The sequence below is a fragment of the Flavobacterium sp. 2 genome (assembly GCF_049949195.1).
Classification (GTDB): domain Bacteria; phylum Bacteroidota; class Bacteroidia; order Flavobacteriales; family Flavobacteriaceae; genus Flavobacterium.
In genome coordinates this window covers 960,498-981,967 of sequence record NZ_CP188206.1, presented here as the reverse complement: position 1 = coordinate 981,967, position 21,470 = coordinate 960,498, and the positions used below count along the sequence as shown (strand labels likewise).

Annotated in this window: 23 protein-coding genes and 1 pseudogene; 11 read left to right on the top strand and 13 right to left on the bottom strand. The window is 31.8% G+C overall.

The genetic code is table 11. The annotated features are described in order from the left end of the window. The first annotated feature begins 16 nt into the window (after positions 1–16). The 8 genes and pseudogenes from fabV (at position 17) to ACNFIH_RS04020 (ending at position 8,445) form a co-directional block, all read left to right on the top strand. Positions 17–1,207: an enoyl-ACP reductase FabV gene (gene fabV / locus ACNFIH_RS04055; protein WP_426485601.1), complete on the top strand. Its 1,191-nt coding sequence runs from the start codon at positions 17–19 to the stop codon at positions 1,205–1,207. A 125-nt stretch (positions 1,208–1,332) separates the two neighbouring features. After that, positions 1,333–2,331, top strand: a complete 999-nt coding sequence (locus ACNFIH_RS04050; RefSeq protein ID WP_426485600.1) for a glycosyltransferase — start codon at positions 1,333–1,335, stop codon at positions 2,329–2,331. A gap of 1 nt (position 2,332) precedes the next feature. Continuing rightward, positions 2,333–2,929, top strand: coding sequence for a dephospho-CoA kinase (gene coaE, locus ACNFIH_RS04045; RefSeq protein WP_426485599.1), 597 nt, complete (start codon positions 2,333–2,335; stop codon positions 2,927–2,929). 59 nt (positions 2,930–2,988) lie between these two features. Beyond that, the gene (locus ACNFIH_RS04040) at positions 2,989–4,575 is read left to right on the top strand and encodes a sensor histidine kinase (RefSeq protein ID WP_426485598.1); all 1,587 of its coding nucleotides are present in this window, start codon (positions 2,989–2,991) and stop codon (positions 4,573–4,575) included. A 3-nt stretch (positions 4,576–4,578) separates the two neighbouring features. Next, complete coding sequence (locus ACNFIH_RS04035; protein WP_035644935.1) at positions 4,579–5,295, top strand: response regulator transcription factor; 717 nt, start codon at positions 4,579–4,581, stop codon at positions 5,293–5,295. A gap of 545 nt (positions 5,296–5,840) precedes the next feature. After that, positions 5,841–7,232: an RtcB family protein gene (locus tag ACNFIH_RS04030; RefSeq protein ID WP_426485597.1), complete on the top strand. Its 1,392-nt coding sequence runs from the start codon at positions 5,841–5,843 to the stop codon at positions 7,230–7,232. 13 nt (positions 7,233–7,245) lie between these two features. Next, positions 7,246–7,934: pseudogene (gene prfH, locus ACNFIH_RS04025) on the top strand (peptide chain release factor H). Next, positions 7,921–8,445: a tetratricopeptide repeat protein gene (locus ACNFIH_RS04020; protein ID WP_142449277.1), complete on the top strand. Its 525-nt coding sequence runs from the start codon at positions 7,921–7,923 to the stop codon at positions 8,443–8,445. The pseudogene prfH and the gene ACNFIH_RS04020 overlap by 14 nt, the downstream one beginning before the upstream one ends. A 76-nt stretch (positions 8,446–8,521) precedes the next feature. Here ACNFIH_RS04020 and ACNFIH_RS04015 read toward each other — a convergent pair whose 3' ends face one another. The 9 genes from ACNFIH_RS04015 to ACNFIH_RS03975 all read right to left on the bottom strand — a co-directional run bounded on the left by ACNFIH_RS04015 (position 8,522) and on the right by ACNFIH_RS03975 (position 16,632). Further along, entirely contained in the window at positions 8,522–9,268 is a 747-nt protein-coding gene (locus ACNFIH_RS04015) for an acyl-[acyl-carrier-protein] thioesterase (RefSeq protein ID WP_426485596.1), read from the bottom strand. A 42-nt stretch (positions 9,269–9,310) separates the two neighbouring features. Continuing rightward, positions 9,311–9,904 (bottom strand): hypothetical protein, encoded by a 594-nt coding sequence (locus ACNFIH_RS04010; protein ID WP_426485595.1) that lies wholly within the window; start codon positions 9,902–9,904, stop codon positions 9,311–9,313. A gap of 2 nt (positions 9,905–9,906) precedes the next feature. Then, entirely contained in the window at positions 9,907–10,596 is a 690-nt protein-coding gene (locus ACNFIH_RS04005; RefSeq protein WP_426485594.1) for a hypothetical protein, read from the bottom strand. 50 nt (positions 10,597–10,646) lie between these two features. Continuing rightward, positions 10,647–11,570, bottom strand: a complete 924-nt coding sequence (gene miaA / locus ACNFIH_RS04000; protein WP_426485593.1) for a tRNA (adenosine(37)-N6)-dimethylallyltransferase MiaA — start codon at positions 11,568–11,570, stop codon at positions 10,647–10,649. A 153-nt stretch (positions 11,571–11,723) separates the two neighbouring features. Continuing rightward, entirely contained in the window at positions 11,724–12,563 is an 840-nt protein-coding gene (locus tag ACNFIH_RS03995; protein WP_035644914.1) for an ion transporter, read from the bottom strand. 30 nt (positions 12,564–12,593) lie between these two features. Continuing rightward, positions 12,594–13,955 carry an exonuclease domain-containing protein gene (locus ACNFIH_RS03990; protein WP_426485592.1) on the bottom strand — a complete coding sequence of 454 codons (1,362 nt, stop codon included), beginning with the start codon at positions 13,953–13,955 and terminating at the stop codon, positions 12,594–12,596. Positions 13,956–14,015: 60 nt separating this feature from the next. Further along, positions 14,016–14,675, bottom strand: a complete 660-nt coding sequence (locus ACNFIH_RS03985) for a YggS family pyridoxal phosphate-dependent enzyme (RefSeq protein ID WP_426485591.1) — start codon at positions 14,673–14,675, stop codon at positions 14,016–14,018. 12 nt (positions 14,676–14,687) lie between these two features. Next, positions 14,688–15,575 (bottom strand): 3-hydroxyacyl-CoA dehydrogenase family protein, encoded by an 888-nt coding sequence (locus ACNFIH_RS03980; RefSeq protein WP_426485590.1) that lies wholly within the window; start codon positions 15,573–15,575, stop codon positions 14,688–14,690. Between the two features lie 91 nt (positions 15,576–15,666). Next, entirely contained in the window at positions 15,667–16,632 is a 966-nt protein-coding gene (locus ACNFIH_RS03975) for a Gfo/Idh/MocA family protein (RefSeq protein ID WP_035644905.1), read from the bottom strand. 190 nt (positions 16,633–16,822) lie between these two features. Here ACNFIH_RS03975 and ACNFIH_RS03970 point away from each other — a divergent pair, with 190 nt between their 5' ends. Then, positions 16,823–17,464, top strand: coding sequence for a protein-L-isoaspartate(D-aspartate) O-methyltransferase (locus ACNFIH_RS03970; RefSeq protein ID WP_035644903.1), 642 nt, complete (start codon positions 16,823–16,825; stop codon positions 17,462–17,464). A 34-nt stretch (positions 17,465–17,498) separates the two neighbouring features. On the opposite strand, the gene ACNFIH_RS03965 is transcribed toward ACNFIH_RS03970, so the two are convergent. From ACNFIH_RS03965 to smpB, 3 genes are all read right to left on the bottom strand, one after another. Next, positions 17,499–18,506 carry a helix-turn-helix domain-containing protein gene (locus ACNFIH_RS03965; protein WP_426485589.1) on the bottom strand — a complete coding sequence of 336 codons (1,008 nt, stop codon included), beginning with the start codon at positions 18,504–18,506 and terminating at the stop codon, positions 17,499–17,501. Between the two features lie 87 nt (positions 18,507–18,593). Then, complete coding sequence (locus ACNFIH_RS03960) at positions 18,594–19,232, bottom strand: hypothetical protein (protein WP_426485588.1); 639 nt, start codon at positions 19,230–19,232, stop codon at positions 18,594–18,596. Between the two features lie 79 nt (positions 19,233–19,311). After that, the gene (smpB, locus tag ACNFIH_RS03955) at positions 19,312–19,767 is read right to left on the bottom strand and encodes an SsrA-binding protein SmpB (protein WP_133524311.1); all 456 of its coding nucleotides are present in this window, start codon (positions 19,765–19,767) and stop codon (positions 19,312–19,314) included. A 139-nt stretch (positions 19,768–19,906) separates the two neighbouring features. Here smpB and ACNFIH_RS03950 point away from each other — a divergent pair, with 139 nt between their 5' ends. Both ACNFIH_RS03950 and ACNFIH_RS03945 read left to right on the top strand, forming a co-directional pair. Further along, positions 19,907–20,563 (top strand): hypothetical protein, encoded by a 657-nt coding sequence (locus tag ACNFIH_RS03950; protein WP_426485587.1) that lies wholly within the window; start codon positions 19,907–19,909, stop codon positions 20,561–20,563. A gap of 108 nt (positions 20,564–20,671) precedes the next feature. Further along, entirely contained in the window at positions 20,672–20,902 is a 231-nt protein-coding gene (locus ACNFIH_RS03945; RefSeq protein WP_035644891.1) for a VF530 family DNA-binding protein, read from the top strand. Here the strand turns inward: ACNFIH_RS03945 and ACNFIH_RS03940 are convergent. Then, entirely contained in the window at positions 20,897–21,457 is a 561-nt protein-coding gene (locus ACNFIH_RS03940; RefSeq protein WP_426485586.1) for a DUF3575 domain-containing protein, read from the bottom strand. The two genes, ACNFIH_RS03945 and ACNFIH_RS03940, sit on opposite strands and share 6 nt — an antisense overlap. Positions 21,458–21,470 lie beyond the last annotated feature (13 nt).

The following is a 21,470-nucleotide window of genomic DNA, read 5'->3' as shown; positions in this document are numbered from 1 at the left end:
CGAAAAACAAGAAAATATGATTATAGAACCTAGAATGAGAGGCTTTATTTGCTTGACAGCGCACCCAGACGGAGCCGAGCAAAATGTAAAAAATCAAATTGAATATGTAAAATCAAAAGGATCAATTGCTGGTGCTAAAAAAGTATTGGTTATTGGAGCTTCAACAGGTTTCGGATTGGCTTCAAGAATTACAAGTGCTTTTGGATCTGATGCATCAACGATTGGAGTGTTTTTTGAAAAACCACCAGTTGAAGGAAAAACGGCTTCTCCAGGTTGGTATAATTCGGCAGCATTTGAAAAAGAAGCTCATAAAGCGGGTCTATATGCAAAAAGTATCAATGGAGATGCTTTTTCAAACGAAATAAAAAGAGAAACACTTGATTTAATTAAAGCTGATTTAGGACAAGTTGACCTTGTAATTTACAGTTTAGCTTCTCCAGTGCGTACAAATCCTAACACAGGAGTTACGCATCGGTCGGTTTTAAAACCAATTGGACAAACTTTTACAAATAAAACAGTTGATTTCCATACAGGAAAAGTTTCTGAAGTTTCAATCGCTCCTGCAAATGAGGAAGATATTGAGAATACAGTTGCTGTTATGGGAGGTGAAGACTGGGCAATGTGGATTGATGCTTTAAAAGCAGAAAATTTATTGGCTGATGGAGCTACTACAGTTGCTTATTCTTATATCGGACCTGGATTAACAGAAGCAGTTTACCGTAAGGGAACAATTGGACGTGCAAAAGACCATTTAGAAGCTACTGCATTTACTATTACTGAGAGCTTACAATCTATTGGAGGAAAAGCTTATGTTTCGGTAAATAAAGCGTTGGTAACTCAGGCAAGTTCTGCAATTCCGGTAATTCCATTGTATATTTCTCTTTTATATAAAATTATGAAAGAAGAAGGAATTCACGAAGGTTGTATTGAGCAGATTCAGCGTTTATTCCAAGACAGATTATATAACGGTTCTGAAGTTCCTGTTGATGAAAAAGGAAGAATTAGAATTGATGACTGGGAAATGAGAGATGATGTTCAGGAAAAAGTGGCTAAACTTTGGTTAGAAGCTACAACAGAAACGTTGCCAGAAATTGGTGATTTAGCTGGATATAGAAATGATTTCTTAAACTTATTCGGATTTGAATTTGCTGGAGTTGATTATAAGGCTGAAGCAAATGAAGTAGTTGATATTGAAAGTATCAAATAAGGATATTGAAAAACATAAAATCAAAACCATCAATCAAAAGTTGATGGTTTTTTTATGAATATAGCCTATCTTTGTTAAAATTTTGAAATTTAAAAAATTGCCATTCTAATACCGCATATCCCATTATGATTTTTTCTTTAATTATACCCGTGTATAATCGTCCAGATGAAGTTGATGAACTTTTAGAAAGTCTAGCAAAATCTGATTATAATGAACCTTTTGAAATTGTTCTTGTTGAAGACGGTTCTTCTATTCCGTGTAAGGATGTTGTGATGAATTATCAGGGAAAACTGAATATCTCGTATTATTTTAAAGAGAATTCAGGTCCGGGTGACTCAAGAAATTTCGGGATGCAGAAAGCGCGCGGTGATTATTTTATCATTTTTGATTCAGATTGTATTATTCCTTCAAATTATTTAACTGAGGTTAGAAAAGCATTAGATAAAGAATATGTAGATTGTTTTGGTGGTCCGGATAAGGCATTAGACAGCTTTTCAAGCATCCAGAAAGCAATTAATTTTGCAATGACTTCATTTTTGACAACAGGTGGTATTCGCGGAGGTTCTGAAAAGATAAATAAGTTTCAGCCAAGAAGTTTCAATATGGGAATTTCTAAAAAAGCCTTCTTGATTTCAAAAGGTTTCGGTAACATTCACCCAGGAGAAGATCCTGATTTATCAATTCGTTTGTGGAATTTAGGTTTTGAAACTCGTTTGTTTTCAGAAGCTTATGTTTATCATAAACGCAGAATCGACTGGGAGAAATTTTCTGTTCAGGTTCATAAATTTGGAATCGCGCGACCAATACTAAATAGTTGGTACCCAGAGCATAATAAGTTAACTTTCTTCTTTCCGACATTCTTCTTGTTCGGATTATTATTAGCTTTTTTATTGTTAATTTTCAATATTGATATTTTATTACAATTATATTTTGTATATTTCGTTATAATTTTTCTTACAGCAAGTATTCAAAATAAAAGCATTAAAATTGGGTATCTTTCTGTAATCGCAGTATGGAAGCAATTTTATGGTTATGGAACGGGATTCTTAGAATCATTTATAAAAATTATTCTTTTAAAGAAAAAACCACAAGAAGCGTTTCCACGTATGTTTTTTAAAATATAAAATGACAAAGGTTATTGGCTTAACAGGTGGGATAGGAAGCGGTAAGACAACTGTTGCAAACTATTTCAAAGAAATGGGAGTTCCGGTTTATATTGCCGATGACGGCGCCAGAACAGTAATGCAGTCTGATGCGGTCATAAAAGAAATAAAAGAAACATTTGGAGAAGCTCTTTTTGAAAATGATATTTTAAATCGCGCCAAATTAGCTGATATTGTATTTAATAATGCTGATAAGTTAGCTCAGCTTAACGCTATTGTACATCCTGCAGTAAAAAAAGATTTTGAATTGTGGCTTTTAAATCACAGAGATAAGGAATATGTAATTTATGAAGCTGCAATATTATTTGAAAGTGGCCGATATAAAGATTGTGATAGCATAATTACGGTTACTGCCCCAGAAGAAATTAGAATTGAAAGAGTCTTAAAACGCGATAATACTACCCGTGAACAAGTTTTAAGCAGAATGCAAATGCAATGGAAAGATGAAGATCGTATTTCCAAGAGTAATTTTGTTATTAATAACGTAAATCTTAAAATTGCTAGAGAAGAAGTTGTTAAAATTCTTAAAATTTTAAATATTAAACAAAATCAGTCTTAAATGTTAATATTTGGTTAATGTATTATTTAGTATATTGTTAAAATATTAATTTTGTTTCGATGAATAAATTATTTTTTAGAATACTTGTTTTGCTTATGAGTTTGTCCTTAATAGGGATAATTCTGGTTCAGGTATTTTGGTTCAATTCTTCGTTCAAAAACAATGACGAACAATTTAAATACCACGTTACCCAAGTAATTGGTAATGTTGCTGATAAACTTGAGCAGCAAGAAGAGTATAGTTTTTATGACAAATATAATCGTATAAAAGATAGCACTGGTAAAATCCCTAAAAAAGAGGATTTACTAGAGGTTTTATATGTTCAGAGAAATACAAAAACAAATAAAACGATTGTTTATTCAAATACCCTGACTTCTGAAGATTATGATATTAGCGGCTCGCTTTTTGATAAGAAATTCAGTAGTGAGCGATTTAAAAATTTTAGCTCAAAGCGTGTAACTGAAGTTTATAATAACAATAATAGAATTGATAATAATTCTCTAGGACAGACGATCATTCCAGATTTAAGAATTGAAAAATCGGGAAGTTTAGATATCTTGAATAAAGTACAGCAGCAAATTCAATACAAAGATATTGCTTCGTTGACTCCTATAGAAGGCAGAATAACAAAAGATAAACTGTATAAACTTTTAAAGAAAGAATTAGAAGAATATGGGGTTAAAACAAAATTTGAATTTGGTGTTCTTAATAGTGGGTTGCCAACAAAAGTAAAATCTGATGGCTTTCATTATGATAAAGATTTAAGTTATCATGTGCCAATATATACAGATAACGAAGGAAATAGTAAATATGACTTATTCCTGACTTTTCCGAATAAAAAGAAATTTTTACTGTCAGAATTATTAAGTATTACAATATTATCAATTGTTTTTACGCTTATTATAATAATTGCTTACACAAGTGCATTGAATCAGTTATTGCGTCAAAAGCATATTTCTGAAATCAAAACAGATTTTATAAATAACATGACGCATGAGTTTAAAACTCCGATTGCAACTATAAATTTAGCACTCGATGCAATAAAAAGCCCGAAGGTTATTGAAGATAAAGAGAAAGTGTATCGCTATCTTCAAATGATCAGGGATGAAAATAAAAGAATGCATGCGCAGGTTGAAAACGTTCTTCGTATTTCTAAACTAGAAAAAAGAGAATTAGATATTACAAAAGAACCAACTGCAATTCATGATATTATCGATGATGCAATTGAGCACGTAAATTTGATTTTAGAAGACAGAAATGGAACTGTGGTTAAACACTTAAATGCTTCTAGAACAACATGTTTGGTTAATGAAGTTCATTTTACAAATGTTCTGGTTAATATTTTAGAAAACGCAATAAAGTATTCGCCTGATATTCCTGAAATTGAAATTTTTACAGAAAATGTTAAAGACATGATTCTGATAAAAGTAAAAGATAATGGTCTTGGTATGAGTAAGGTAGCTCAAAAACGTGTTTTTGAGAAATTTTACAGAGAACATACAGGAGACTTACATAATGTAAAAGGACACGGATTGGGTCTTGCTTATGTAAAAAGAATTGTGGAAGATCACAATGGTCAAGTATATGTAGAAAGCGAAAAAGGAAAAGGTAGCACCTTTATAATAAAAATACCATTAATAAATTAAAATATGGAAAATAATAACAAAAGAATACTTTTAGTAGAAGATGACCTAAATTTTGGGGCAGTTCTTAAAGATTATCTAATGTTAAATGACTTTGAAGTTACTTTAGCTAAAAACGGTATGGAAGGTTTCGAAAAATTCAAGAAAGATGTATATGATTTATGTATTCTTGATGTAATGATGCCTTATAAAGATGGTTATACTTTAGCCAAAGAAATTAGAGAGAAAAACAGCGAAGTGCCAATTATTTTCTTGACAGCAAAATCTATGAAAGAGGATGTTTTGAAAGGATATAAAGCTGGTGCTGACGATTATTTAAATAAACCTTTTGATTCAGAGGTTTTATTAATGAAAATTAAAGCAATCATTCAGAGAAAATCTGCTGATAATAAAGCGGAGCAAGTACAATTTGAATTTAACATTGGTAAATTCCATTTGAATTCAAAACTTAGATTCTTGACTTTCCAGGATGAAGAGCCAATTAAATTATCTCCAAAAGAGAATGAATTACTTAAAATGTTAATTCTTCATGAAAATGATTTAATGCCAAGAGAATTAGCTTTAACTAAAATTTGGAGAGATGACAACTACTTTACTTCAAGAAGTATGGATGTTTATATCGCTAAATTGAGAAAATACCTTAAATCGGATGAGGATGTTGAAATCTTAAACATTCATGGAGAAGGATTCAGATTAGTTGTAAAAAGCAAAGTTACTGAATAATAAATTCACTAAAAATATATAAAGCTCTGAGAAATCAGGGCTTTTTTTGTGCTGAAAAGAGAAAAACTTAATTTTGTTTTTTGAATAATATTTGGTTTTTAATCCATTGATATTTAGCTATTTGATTTTTGGTTTTTGTAAGTTAAAAAATGAGGGAAAATTTATTTTGATGAATTTTCTTTAAAATAATTTGGAAAATCAAAAAAGTATTCTGAATCTTTGCTCACGAAAAAAATAATAACCCTTTAAAAACGAAGAAAAATGTTTGTACTTACATCGACATCACAAAGCTTCACACCAAACGGATTTGGTGCAGCAATTCTTCGTGGCTTATTTCAATCTTAGAAATACATTTTTAGATATATAAAAAAGCCCGAAGACAATAAGTTTCGGGCTTTTTTTATTCTAGACACTTCAAAATTTTCCCGAAAAAAGATTTAAAAATTTATCCTAACAGGATAGAAGTTACCGCGCATCATTATTTCATTTTGAATTTTAATATGATATTTATTGATGTGCCCAAAATAAAAATTATTTAAAAATTTATGGGAAATAAATTATCTGGAAAAGACCTGATTAAATTAGGTTTTCCAAAGAACAATTCAATAAACATAGCCTTAGGGCAAATAAACAGATATAGAAAAAGAGAAAAAAAGGAATCTATTCTAAGAGAGGCGAAAGATGTTTTGTTACATCCTGAAAAATACGAAGGAAACGGAACATGGGGAAAAGTTGCTGAAGGTTTGATTAAACCAGTTCAGGTAAGAATGCATCAGCTTAAAACAATCAGAGCGCCTTTTACAATTTTTGGCGAAAACGAAATTGATCAGCAGGCAAAATTTCAATTGTATGATTCTTTGAAATTACCAATTTCAGTTGCTGGAGCTTTGATGCCAGATGCACATTCGGGTTACGGATTGCCAATTGGGGGTGTTTTAGCTACTGACAATGCCGTAATTCCATACGGAGTTGGAGTTGATATTGGATGTCGAATGAGTCTTTCAATTTTTGATTTACCGGCTTCTCATTTCAAAGGAAGAGAACATCAACTGGAAGCGATTTTAAAAGACAATACAAAATTTGGAATGTATGAAACACACGCTTCACGAGTAGATCATGAAGTATTTCATAAAAGTGAATTTCAGGATATTCCGTTACTAAAGAATCTTTTGCCAAAAGCTTATAAACAATTAGGAAGTTCAGGTGGAGGGAATCATTTTGTGGAATTCGGAATTGCAAAAATCGAAAATCCGGAGAACGAATGGAAATTGGAAAAAGGTGAATATTTTGCTGTTCTTTCACATAGTGGATCTCGTGGTTTGGGAGCAAATATTGCAAAGCATTACACCTATTTAGCAACAAAACAATGTCCATTACCAAAAAATGTACAGCATTTGGCTTGGTTAGATTTAAATACTCATGATGGTCAGGAATATTGGCTGGCAATGAATTTAGCCGGAGAATATGCGAAAGCCTGCCATGATGATATTCACAGACGAATTGCCAAAGCGATTGGGAAGAGAGTAGTGATAACGATTGAAAACCACCACAATTTTGCCTGGAAAGAAATGGTAAACGGTCAGGAATGTATTGTTCATAGAAAAGGTGCAACTCCAGCAGGAGAAGGTCAGTTGGGTATTATTCCAGGTTCGATGACGGCACCGGGATACATTGTAAAAGGTAAAGGAAATGCCGAAAGTTTAAATTCTGCTTCGCATGGTGCCGGACGCTTGTTTTCGAGGGCGAAATGCAAAAGTACTTTTACGCAAAGCGAAATTAAAAAGGTTTTGAAAGCAAACGATGTGACTTTGATTGGAGGTAATATTGATGAAGCTCCAATGGCATACAAAGACATAACAAAAGTGATGGCAAACCAAAGCGATTTAGTTGAAGTTCTGGGAACTTTTACGCCGAAGATTGTTAGAATGGACCGCTAAAAAGAGATTTAAAATGGAAAGAATTATTCAAATAACTGCGGGTCGCGGACCTGCAGAATGCACTTGGGTTGTTGCCCAAGTGCTTAAAAAAGTTTTGGAAGAAGCACAAGATCAAAATTTAGAAACTGTTTTGTTGCAGCGTGAAGCAGGGCAGGAAAATGGAACGGTTGAAACAGCATCGATTTCTGTAAAAGGAAAAAATTCCGATCAATTTGTAAATTCCTGGATTGGAACCATTCAATGGATTGGTCAAAGTCAGTTTAGGAAAATGCATAAACGCAAGAACTGGTTTATTGGAATTTTTGAAATCGAACCGCAGAAAAATACTTCAGTTTCAGAAAATGAGATTCAATATCAGGCTATGCGAAGTTCTGGCGCCGGTGGTCAGCATGTAAACAAAGTGAGTTCTGCAATTCGTGCTAGACATACTCCAACGGGAATTGCTGTTGTAGCAATGGATAGTCGTTCACAGCATCAAAACAAAAAACTGGCAACAGAAAGATTATTAAAGAAATTAGAAGACGAAAAACTAATTCAGCTTAAAAATCATGTAGGGAAACAATGGGAAAATCAGCTTAATATTGAGCGTGGAAACCCTGTTAGAGTTTTTACCGGAAGTGATTTTAAAAAAATAAAGTAGAGAAAAGCTACAAAGGAATTCGTCAGAAACTAAAAAACGATTTACGAAATGAAAACAATTGATAAATACCTTTTTCAGGCTTTGGATAATTATCCATATTCACTTGAAGAAACGATTGAATCTTTAGATTATGCTTTTTCATATGACGATAAAAACACAATGGTTTTGTGTTTATACGGAAGAATTCAGGCAGAACAATTATTGAATTATGAAGAAGCGAAATCTTATTTTCAGCAAGCTTTAGCCATTAATATCCACGCGTTGGAAGTATATCCGCATTATTTGCAGACTTTAATTTTGAATGAAGATTATGAAGAAGCTCAAAAATTAATCGATTTTGCTTTGACGATAAAAGGGATTAATAAATCTGATATTTATGTAAAAAAAGCGATTCTCTATGAAGCTCAGCAAGAGTTTAAAAAGGGATTAAAAGAAATTAAAAATGCAAAACTTCATACTTTGCAATTCTCTTTTGAGTGTAATATAACTGACGTTGAGAAAAGAATAGAAAACAAAATAGATTTACTAAAGAAAAAGAAATCTAAGAAAGATTCTAAAAAGAAATCGAAATGATTTTGATAAAACGAAAAACGATGCAATTTGCATCGTTTTTTTTTATTAATTACAATTTCTTGAATGGAGTTGCTGTTTATTTCCAATGCAATTCTAAAGCAAAACAATTTCTATCTCCTTTTGTAATGCTAAATGTAGTTGCAGATTGATCGTCATTATCACTTTCGTGAATAACAACCTCATCATTTAGAGAAAGCTCTTTTAGGAAATTCATTTCAAAGCTTTTAACTTCCTGTTTTAGAATTCTTTTTGCATTAACATGATCGAGACACCATTCTAAATATTTTACATTATTAGCATGATTTACAATATCTAAATCTGATAAATAAACGGTTTTTTCGAAAACCGATTCTTTTTCAGGATTAATATTTATTTTAGAAAAACCTTCGGTAGTTGCTCTGTTTTCAGGGAAAAGCTCAAAATGTTCATAAGGCAAAGCTAAAGCTTCCGGACGACGTGCTTTTGTATTAAAAACGGCCCAATACGTTTCGCTTCCAACAATTTTTTTTCCATTTACATACATTTCAAGCGCACGCACAGATCGTGAATTTTCAAGACTATTAATCCATGTTTTTACGGTAACCACATCCTGCCATTTTGGTAAAGCTGTAATTTCGACACGCATTCTGCTTAAAACCCAAGCCTGATCAAATTCCTGCATATCAGTAAAGCTGATTCCACCAACTTCTGAATGTGCTGCAGCTGTAAGTTGCAAAAGATTACACAAATCGGTATATTTTAAATAACCAGTTGGTGTACATTGCGTGAAATTGATTTCCCAGTTTTTACTTAAAACTGATGTGAAATTTGGAGATATTGGCATGGGATGGTATTCTTTTTATTTTGTATTTAAAGAAATACAAAATTAATGAATTTTTATTCCAAAATTAAATTGAAATAGCTCCGTATTATCATAGAATGATACAAACTCGGGAGAAGTGTTGATATCCAGGTTTGATTTTAGATAACAAAAACCAAAATATACCGAAAATCTTTTGGCTAGCTGATAATCCGTATTTAATCCAACTCGAATGTTGTTTCCGGTTTGATTTCCAAAACTCCTTCCGTCAGATTTGAATTTGAGTTTTGCGCCTCCATACCCAAAATAAGGTTCAAAATTGAGTTTGTTTGTTATTTTGATTTCATAAGAAACATCACCATAAAGCATATGAAATTCAGAAGATTTAATATTTCCTGCCATGGAAATATCAGTTGTGGAATAAGGAATAAAATCGTAACCTGCTCCCAATTTAAAATTATGAATTCTTAAAAAACTGAAATTTGTTCCAATTCCCAAGTGACTGTCACTAGCTTTCGCTAGAAAATTATCACCAAAAGTGGAAGGGATTATAAGATTTACGCGAATGTCGTGATTGAATTTTACTAAATTTTTGTTTTCAGTTTCTTGGCTATATGATAATTGAAGAAGGAATAAAAAGAATAGAACTTTTAATTTCATAATTAATAAGTTAAAAGATGGATTACTTTTTCAGAATTGATTGAAATAATAGTTTCGTGATTAGTTGTAACCACTTTTGTAGGATCTGAGTAATCTGCGATCGTATAACTTAAGCGTACATTCTGATTTTTAATAACATTAAAATTTGTTTCAAGATAATGATTTTCATTTTTATAATTTAAATCGGTAAAGTCTTTTGACAGAATTCCTTGAACATCAAGTGCTGTGACTGTTTTATTAGTTGATGTTTTGTTTAACTGTATTTGAAGCTGCGTGATTTCATCATTCTTATATAAAGTTACCTGATTGAGGTCTAATTTATAATTTTTGAAATTTTTCTTCAGAGCCGTTATGCTTTTATTTTGAAATCCAGTAGCATAGTTGAGAGTAGCATAATCATCATCAAAATTATAACCATTGAGTGTAGTTATTATTGCAATATCCTCACCCTTTGGTGCGGGAAAGATCATTAAAAATTTCCCTTCTGAATCAGTTTTGGTGTAACTTATTAAATCACTTGGAGTATAAGTTCCATCGGAAAAATTATTTATTTCAACTCTTTTATTCGGAATTGGATTACTGTTTCGATCAACCAGTTGTCCCTGAACTACAAGCCTTGTTTCTCCATCGTATTGAATTTCACAAGAATAAGATGTAAAAAGAATAAAAAATAGAAATAGAATTTTTCTCATTTAGAACAGATTTAGGTAAGTCTAAATATATATAAAATTGTTTAAGAAAATTATACTTTCAATTTTAAATTTATGTAATCAAATATTTTTTGTCTGTCTGTATTGTAGTCAAACCATCTGGTATCTTCGCTTCGTTTGAACCAGGTTAGTTGTCTTTTTGAGAATCTTCTTGTGTTTTTTTTGATTTCTTCAATTGCGAAAGGCAAAGTGAATTCTCCGTCTAAATAACTAAACAATTCTCTATAACCAACCGTTTGTAACGCATTTAGCTCTTTGTTAGGGTAAAGGGCTTTGGCTTCTTCTAGTAATCCAGCATTCATCATAATATCTACACGCTGATTAATTCTATCATAGATAATGTCTCTGTCAGCGTCTAAACCAATTAAAATAGGAGTGAAGTTTCTGTTGTTTTTCTTTAGATTTAAGAATGAAGAATAGGGTTTTTGTGAACCAATACAAACTTCTACAAAACGCATCATTCGTTGTGGATTTTGTAAAGTCTGCGGATTTTCGACGGTTATTTTTTGATAATAATCTGGATCAAGATTTTTTAGTTGTTTTTGAAGATATTCGATTCCGAGTTTCTCATAGTTTGAATTTACTTCGGTACGAATTTCCGGAGCGATTTCTGGAAATTCGTCAAAGCCTTTTAAAACGGCATCGACATACAAACCTGAACCGCCAATGAGAATGGCAAAATCATTATTTTGATATAATTCTTCTAGTTTTAAAAGTGCTTCTTTTTCGTAATCTCCAACCGTATAATTTTCAAAAATGGATTTGTTTTGAATGAAATAATGTTGTGCTGCATTTAATTCTTCCTGACTTGGAACTGCAGTTCCAATCGTCATTTCTTTAAAAAACTGACGGCTGTCGCAAGAAATTATCTCGCATTTAAAATGTTGTGCCAAAGCAATACTTAAGGCTGTTTTGCCTATGGCTGTTGGTCCGACAATGGTTATTAGGTATTTCATATTTTTTAGCCCAGATGGAAATGTAAACCCCGGACTTATATTTTTTAGTTTTTTTTGGTGTAAAAGAGCGACCAACGGAAGCTCCTTTTATGCCTTAAAAAAACAACAAATATAAGGAGGAGTTGTAATGTACAGCTGGATTGGCTTCATAAATTAATTATTAGGCAATTCTGTTCCGCATTGATAGCAATATTTTGCGTTATCAAAATGGATTTGAGATTGACATTTTTTGCATGTTTTTTTGCTATTAACTGCATTGTTTTTTAGGCTGCTTTTTGCAAATTCAGCTGTTACAATTCCTGTAGGAACTGCAATTATTCCGTAACCTAAAATCATTACAAATGCAGCAATAAATTGTCCTAAAGGAGTTTGTGGAGAAATATCGCCATAACCGACAGTGGTTAAAGTAACAATTGTCCAATAAATTCCCATTGGAATACTTGTAAATCCTGATTCTTTTCCTTCGACCAAATACATCAGAGAACCAATAATTATGGTGCTGATTAAAACGAAGTAAATAAAAACCAGAATTTTTTCTTTGCTGGCATCAATAGCTTCTTTTAATTGTAGTGATTGATGGTTGATTTGCGGAATGTGCAAAATTTTAAATAATCGAAGAAAACGCAGCGCTCTTACGATTGATAAAATACTTGCACCAGGAAAAAATATAGACAAATACATTGGCAGTACGGCAAGTAAATCAATGATTCCGTAGAAACTGATAATGTATTTTACTGGTTTTTGAATGGAGATAATTCTAAGAATATATTCAATCGTGAAAAATACCGTAATTATCCATTCGCAAATTAGCAATTGATCATGATATTTGGAGCTAATTCCTTGAACGGTATCGAGCATTATTAAAAGAACACTGAGCAAAATCAAACCTAAAAGAATTAAATCGAACATTCTTCCTAAAATGGTATCTGTGCCATAAAGGATGATTTTGATTTTTTCTCTAAAGATTTCGTATTGTGATTTTTGCTTTTTCATATCTTTAAAGATACTGAAAGAATTGATTTTTTAAAAATGCATTATTTTCAATGATTTGCTTTTGCGGATGTAGCTCTGAATAATATTTTTCACATCTCGGTTGTGTTGCATTGGAATCAGAATGTTTTTAAGAATATCAATATTGGTGATTTGATAGTTTAAATCGTAATAAGCATATCCTTTATAGATTCCGTTTTCGATTAAAATAGCGCTTCTTTCGTTTATATTTCGCCCACGGTCAATCAAAATCATGCTTTTATTTTCAAAACTATTATCAGAAATGAATTGCTGTACTCGCAAATTATAAACTTCAGGAGTTACTTCGCCAATGCATGCACCATCACATTCTTTGATTTTGTATTGAAAACATTCCTTTTTAGTGATGTATAAGCCAGTTAATTTTTGACACAAGTGGTATTTTGATGTATATCTAAAAAGTGCATTTTTTCCTTCTTGCAAACTAGAATATGAAGTAATTTCCTTTTTTCGGCCATCGGCTTTTTCAAGTTTTAAGTTAAGATAACCGTTTGCATCTTTTTCAGCATAAAGAGCATACTGAAAAATTGTTTTTCGTTGGGCGCGGTTGTATCTAGGTCTGTTTACTTTTATTTCCTCGCTTTCTTTTAAAAGCGCAATTAATTCACTTCCGGTTTCATCATACGTTATGGTAAAAACTTCAGCCTGAATTTTTTTGCTTTTAGTTGTGATTCCGGTAAAATGCTGATTGATTCTTTTTTTAATGTTTTGGCTTTTGCCAATATAAATTAAAGTACCGCCTTCGTTATAAATATAATATACGCCAGTTTTAGTCGGCATTTGGTTTAAGAGATCTAAAAATTTTGGTGCAATTCCTTTTTCGATTTCTAACTTTATAAAATCTTTTACGATGGTTTTTTCGATATCTTTTTCCAGAAGCATTTTGAACAACTTTGTAGTTGCCATAGCATCTCCGCTGGCACGATGTCTATCTGCCATTGGAATTCCTAATGCGCGGACTAATTTTCCTAAGCTGTAAGAAGGCTGTTCTGGAATTAGTTTTTTTGCCAATTCAACTGTACAGAGCGTTTTAGCTTCAAAATCATAGCCTAAACGTCTGAATTCAGTACGAAGGATTCTGTAGTCGAAAGAAGCGTTATGAGCGACAATTACGCAATCTGAAGTAATTTCAATAATACGTTTAGCAACTTCGTAAAATTTTGGTGCCGACTGCAACATAGCATTGTTGATTCCGGTCAGTTTTACTACAAAAGGCTGAATCGGAATTTCGGGATTGACAAGGCTGATGAATTGGTCAACTACTTCATGCCCGTCAAATTTGTAGATGGCGATTTCAGTAATTCCTTCTTCATTAAATTGTCCTCCAGTGGTTTCTATGTCTAATATCGCGTACAAATTCAGTAATCAGTTCAGTTTTTAGTATTCAGTAAATCTACAATCTTTAATCTACAATTATTAGCGTCCTCCAAAAATGCTACTTCCAATGCGAACCATTGTGCTTCCGCATTCAATTGCCAGTTGGTAATCTCCAGACATTCCCATTGATATCGTATTCAATTCGCAGTTTTCAGTTTTCAGTGTCTGAATCGAATCAAAAATAGATTTTAAATGTGTAAATTCTTTTTTAATTTGATTTTGGTTTTCTGTGAAAGTTGCCATTCCCATTAAACCCAAGATACGAATATTTTTCAACTCTTTAAACTCAACAGAAGTTAAAAGTTCATTTAGTTCTTTTTCGTCTAAACCAAATTTAGTTTCTTCTTCTGCAATGTAAATTTGAAGAAGACAATCAATAATTCTGTTATTTTTTAAAGCTTGTTTGTTGATTTCCTGTAATAATTTCAAACTATCAACACCGTGAATCAAAGTCACATACGGTGCCATAAATTTGACTTTATTAGACTGAACATGACCAATCATATGCCATTGAATGTCTTTTGGCATTTGTTCCCATTTCTCCGTCATTTCCTGGATTTTGTTTTCTCCAAAAATACGTTGGCCAGCTTCGTAGGCTTGTAATAAGTCTGAAACGGGTTTTGTTTTTGAAACGGCAACTAAAGTTACGTGTTCAGGTAAACTAGCTTTGATTGTATTTAAATTCGATTGAATCGACATGATATTTCTTTTTTATAAAAACTGCTTCGAGATTTTCTCTGCTTTTTTACTTTCGCTATAATCATAAAAACCTTCACCAGATTTAACTCCAAGTTTTCCAGCTCTCACCATGTTTACTAAAAGTGGGCAAGGAGCATATTTTGGATTTTTAAATCCGTCGTACATAACATTTAAAATAGCAAGACAAACATCAAGACCAATAAAATCAGCTAATTGAAGTGGCCCCATAGGATGTCCCATTCCTAATTTCATTACCGTATCAATTTCATAAACTCCAGCAACTTTATTGTATAACGTTTCGATTGCCTCGTTTAGCATTGGCATTAAAATTCTGTTTGCTACAAAACCAGGATAATCATTTACCTCAACTGGAACTTTACCTAATTTTTCAGATAAAGTCATGATGATTTTAGTTACTTCATCACTTGTGTTGTATCCGCGGATGATTTCAACCAATTTCATAATCGGCACCGGATTCATAAAATGCATTCCGATAACACGCTCAGGATGTGCTACGACAGCTCCAATTTGGGTAATTGAAATCGAAGAAGTATTTGTTGCTAAAATTGTATTGTGTGAACAATATTCATTTAATTGTTTGAAGATGTTCAATTTTAATTCGACATTTTCAGTTGCTGCTTCAACAACTAAATCGGCACCTACAACACCATCTTTTATATCGGTATAAGTAATAATATTAGTGATCGTTTTGGCAACATCTTCTTGTGTAATTGTTCCTTTAGATAACATACGATCTAAATTAGCCGCAATAGTTGCCATTCCTTTGTCTAGTGATTTTTCAGAAACGTCGATTAATTTTACGGTAAATCCGCTTTGCGCAAAAGTATGTGCAATTCCATTACCCATTGTTCCTGCTCCAATTACAGCGATTGTTTTCATTTTAATGTGATATTATATTTATGATTTTAGCCACGAATTCACTAATTTGGTGTGAATTGCGTGGCTAATTTATGTTTGAAAATCGTTTAAATTATTTGTTGAAACAATCAATAATTTGATAAGCAACACGCAATGCATCTGTTGCTTGCTCAAGCGTTACAACCGGAGTTGTATCTGTATTAATTGCATTTGCAAAAGATTCTAATTCGTCCAGAATAGCATTGTTTTGTTCAACATCCGGATTAGTGAAATAGATTTGTTTTTTTACACCTTCGGCATTTTGAAGAATCATATCAAAATCTCCAGGAACTTCTGGCGCATCTTTCATACGAACAACTTCGCATTTTTTCTCTAAAAAGTCAACTGAAATATAGGCGTCTTTTTGAAAAAAACGAGATTTACGCATGTTTTTCAACGAAATTCTGCTGGCAGTTAAATTAGCAACACAGCCATTTTCAAATTCGATTCGGGCATTTGCAATATCCGGAGTATCACTAATTACCGATACACCGCTGGCGTGAATATCTTTTACTTTTGAATTAACAACACTTAAAATAGCATCAATATCATGAATCATTAAATCTAAAACCACAGGAACATCAGTCCCACGCGGATTAAACTCAGCCAAACGATGTGTTTCAATAAACATCGGATTTTCGATCATATTTTTTGTGGCAATAAAAGCGGGATTAAAACGCTCAACATGACCAACTTGACCTTTTACATTGTATTCTTTGGCTAAAGCAATAATTTCTTCAGCTTCTTCTACAGTATTGGCAATTGGTTTTTCAATAAAGATATGTTTTCCTGATTTGATTGCAACCTTAGCACATTTATAGTGTGAAAGCGTTGGAGTAACAATATCAATCACGTCGACAGCGTGAATAAGTTTTGCAATTGTGCTGAAGTTTTTATAGCCAAACTCTTTTGAGATTCTTTCGGCATTTTCTTGATTTTCGTCGTAAAATCCAACTAATTCGTATTTGTCAGATTGTTGCAATAAGCGTAAATGTATTTTACCAAGATGACCAGCACCTAAAACTCCTACTTTTAACATGAGAATGTATTTTAAACAAAAATATAATTTATTTGTTTAACGTGAAAATGAATTTAGCTAATTGTGAGTTGTTAGTTGTGAATTCTAAGTTATCAGTTATGGCTTTTGACTTTATTAATTTAATATTTAAAAATCAATATTTGAAATCCTGTTTTGTTTCTTATTTTTGCCAAAATAAAACCAACCCATTTTGAAAGACACTGCCAAACATCAAGGACTTCGTAATCAATTAGTAAGCACTTTGGAACAAAAAGGAATTACTGACAGAGCGGTTTTGGATGCGATAAAAAAAATTCCAAGACACCTTTTTTTGAATTCAAGTTTTGAAGATTTTGCTTATCAGGATAAAGCTTTTCCAATTGGAGCAGGGCAGACCATTTCACAACCTTATACAGTTGCTTTTCAGTCGCAATTGCTTGAGGTTAAAAAAGATCATAAAATTTTAGAGATTGGAACTGGTTCTGGTTATCAGACTGCCGTTTTGTTTATGCTTGGTGCTAAAGTTTATACTGTTGAAAGGCAAAATGAGTTATTTAAGACAACATCAAATTTATTTCCGAAATTAAATATTCGTCCAAAACATGTTACTTTTGGAGATGGATATAAAGGATTGCCAAATTTTGCGCCGTTTGACAGTATTATAGTTACAGCGGGTGCGCCATTTATTCCACAACCTTTAATGGCTCAGCTAAAAATAGGAGGAAGGCTAGTTATTCCGCTTGGAGAAGATGTTCAGATTATGACATTGTTAATCAGGAAAAATGAAACGCAATTTGAAAAACATGAGTTTGGAGAGTTTCGATTTGTTCCTTTATTAGAAGATAAAAATTAAGAATAAAGTCCGCTTTTAAGCGGACTTTATTGTTTTATTTTGTAGCCAGTTGTACCACTTTATTTAGATTGTCTTTTTCAATTTGTAGAATATAATTAATAAAAATGGATTTATCATTTTTGGCTTGACTTTCTTCAAGTATTGAAAAATATTCATTTTTACTATTGCTCCCTTCTTTTATTACTACATATGTGTAATTGTTTTGAAGTAAAATCCAGTTTAATATTAAGTTCGCTATTTGAAGATTTCCCTTTTCAAAAGGCGCAATTTCAAGTATTTTTAAATAGGATTCAGACGCAAGAATTATAGGGTGAAGATTATTTTTGTTGACTTCATGCCAATTAAAAAATAAATTCATTTCTCGAGGTATAAGAGGGTCGTTTTTATACTTTCCTAAATTTTCTGAATTTATTCCTTTAAAAATCAAATTATGAATTGAAAGAATTTCTTTTTCATTTATAACTGTTTTCTTTAGGCTTAAATCTTTAATATACATAGCCGCTTCTTGAAAATTAATCGCTTCAAGATGCTCCTGTATGCTTTTTCCTGAAATAGTAATTCCATCATTAACAACAGATTTTGTTTCTTCTAACGTTAGAGAATTTCCGTTTAGCATGATGTTTTTAAAAATAAAATCTAGTTCTAAAGTTTTGGAAATTTGACGTAATTGAAAATGATCAAATGATTGAACTGTATTTTTAAATGCTTCAATTTCATCTAAAATATTCTGGATTGAAGATAATATAGCAGAACTGATTTGTTTTGCCTTATTTTGAATTTCTTGCTCAACTAACAAAAGAGCCTTCAAAGCAAATTCTTCATCTCCAATTTCGTAAAGAATTTTTTCTTTAAGCCAAGCAACCATCAAAGTTTCGTAATCAATTTCTAAAAGCTGAGACAATTTAGTGACTTGATCTTTTGTTGGTTTTCGTGTACCAGATTCAAATTTACTAATTAAAGCTTGGTCGATTTCTGCAAGTTGCGCCAATTCACGTGTTTTCAAACCTTTTTGTTCTCTAGCATTTTTTAAAAGTGATTTCATTTTGAGAAATATTTTGTCTTGACAAAATTAGTCATTTTTTTAAATAAAAATAAAGCAGCATTTTTAGAAACGCTGCTTTTCGATATTTTATTTTGGAGGTAAAGAACCGTCTTTTCTCATTTCCTTAACTACGGCTTGCATTATCGCGTCAATTGTTTGACCTAAATCAGTAACATATTGTGACTCTGTAGTTCCTGTCCAGATTAGTTTATTTTGTTTTAATGAAAAAATATTGGTTTCAACCATATAAGATGTTGTTTCCTGATAATATCCGGGATCATAGAAATTTGGAGAATACATTCCGTACCAGTTGCCAAAGCCATAACCGTACATTCCTGTATACATTCCATCAAATCCTCCGTAATACATTCCGGTATAAGTTCCAGGTACGTAATTGGTTTCTTTTTCTTTGCTGACTAAACGCATTGTAACAACGCCATCAAAGTTTTCATCCTGTAATATTTTTAATTTTTGCTCCTGAGTTAGTTGCGATGTTGCATTAAGATATTGATATGAAGTTTTAAAAATCGGATTGCTTGCTGCAATTCTGTTTTCAGTAATTCTTCTTGAAGCTTCGTCCTTGACCAAAGCAACAACTAAAACTTTTTTAAATTCTTCCTGAGCAACAGTTACGTCTGGATCTCTCCAGCTGTTTACAATAGAAGTATTACTGCCACAACCAGAAAGTGACAGTACGGCGATTAAGAAAACTAGGTACTTTTTCATATTTTAAGGTTATATTGTTTGTAGTAAAAATAACGATAAAATATTTATAAACTCATCATTTTCAGAAAATTAAAGCTGATTAATTGTAAGCTTTTTTGATTCTGTCTAAATCTCGTTTTGTGTCCTGTTCTTTTAAAGATTCACGTTTGTCGTAGTTTTTCTTTCCTTTACAAAGGCCAATTTGTAGTTTGGCTAATCCTTTTTCGTTGGTAAATAATTTTAACGGGACAATAGTAAGTCCTTTTGCCTGAACGCTTTTATGAAGTGTTTTTAATTCTTTTTTATTAAGAAGCAATTTTCTTTCACTTCTGGATTTATGATTGAATTGATTTCCAAACGAGTATTCTTCAATATAAGTATTAATTGCAAAAAGCTCCATACCGCTGAATTCACAAAAACTCTCTGTAATATTTGCTTTGCCTAGACGTATAGATTTGATTTCGGTACCTGTTAAAACAATTCCAGCAGTATAAGTATCGATTATCTCATAATCAAATCGAGCTCTTTTATTTAGTATGTTAACTGATTTTATCATAACTGCAAATGTAAAACAAAATTGAAAAATTTTAATGAGATATAAGATAATTAAAGATTTTTTTTAATCTATGATTTTAATCAGTATTAAAGAAAAAGCTTACAGCTAAGTTTGTTTAATAATTTAAAAACAAACTAAAATGAAAAAGATTTTTACACTAGTTAGTATTGCGTTTATTGGATTTGCAGTTCAAGCTCAAGATTCAAATCAAGGTTTAAAAGGTACATGGTTTGCAACTTCTCAATTTGGCTATCAACAAACAAAAACGGGAGAAGTAAAAGGTACCAATCTGTCTGTAATTCCAATTGTAGGAACATTTGTTACCCCGTCTGTAGCAGTTGGGGCGGGAATTGGTTATATAAACATTAAATCAGAAGGTTATGATAATATCAGTCCGGATTTTAAAACATTAGGGAATACAGATTTGATTGTTATTGAACCATTAGCAAGAAAATATTGGAATGTTGCAGGCTCACTTTATTTCTTTGGACAATTAGCCTTGCCGGTTATTACTGGAAAAGAAAAAGAGAGTGAATTAAAAGTAAATCAGGTTGGTTTATCTCTTTCAGGTGGATTTGATTATTTTGTTACAAAGAATTTCTCTGTTGAGTTTTCATATGATTTAGCAAATTTTACCTCTACAACACTTGATCCTAAAACAGGAGAAAAAACAACTGTTATAAATTTCGGCCTAGCTCATGCAGCAAATGTAGATCCATTTTATAATACTGCGTTAGGTGGCAGCAATCCAAATTTGACTTCTCCAATTTCAGTAGGATTTAAATTCTTATTCTAATATTTATTATTTGATTAATGTCAAATTCTATTTTGTAATTTTGCAAAAAAAGAAAGACCGTACTTTTTTATAGTACGGTCTTTTTTATATAATTTTAAAAGTATAAAAATGGAAAATAAATCAAAAGATCCTTTACACGGAATTACACTTCAGAAAATTGTTGAGACCTTAGTTGATTTTTATGGTTTTGATACTTTAGGAGAATTAATTCCGATAAAATGTTTTATTTCAAATCCAAGTATTAAATCATCGCTTACTTTTTTGAGAAAGACAGATTGGGCTCGTAAAAAAGTGGAAGATTTATATGTGAAATCTTTAAATAAATTTGAAAATTTATAATTTGTAAGAAATCATTACGCCTCCTCTATATGGCATCCACTCTCCACTTTTGTTGTATTCTGTAGCATGGTCTTCAGGATATCTACCTGGTGTTCCGTCATTGTATAGACCATGATAAAAGCCTTGATGCCATCCACCACCAACAAAAACATCGAGTAAAAATTTATCACTTAATTTGATATTGTAACCAACAGTAACACCTAAACGATACCCAAAACCTTTTTCATAATAATTACTATCCCAGTAATTCCATTTTTGAATTCTATAAATATCTGGTCCAGCATGACCTCCAACATAAAATCCATTATATTTTTCTTTAAAATGATAACGAACTTCAGGAGTGAAAGTATAAAATTCCATTGGATTGTGTCCGTTAAATGATTTCCAGAAAGATGCCATGACATCAAAACTAAAAGTTGTCTTTTCTCCAATACTGGTTTCAATACCAACATTTGGAACAGCTAAAAGTGCTGTAGCTCCATTAAATTTGATAAAAGTTTGACTGTGTGATTGAATTGAAAAGAAGAAAATGGCGAATATTAATAATTTTTTCATAAAAATGTTTTTG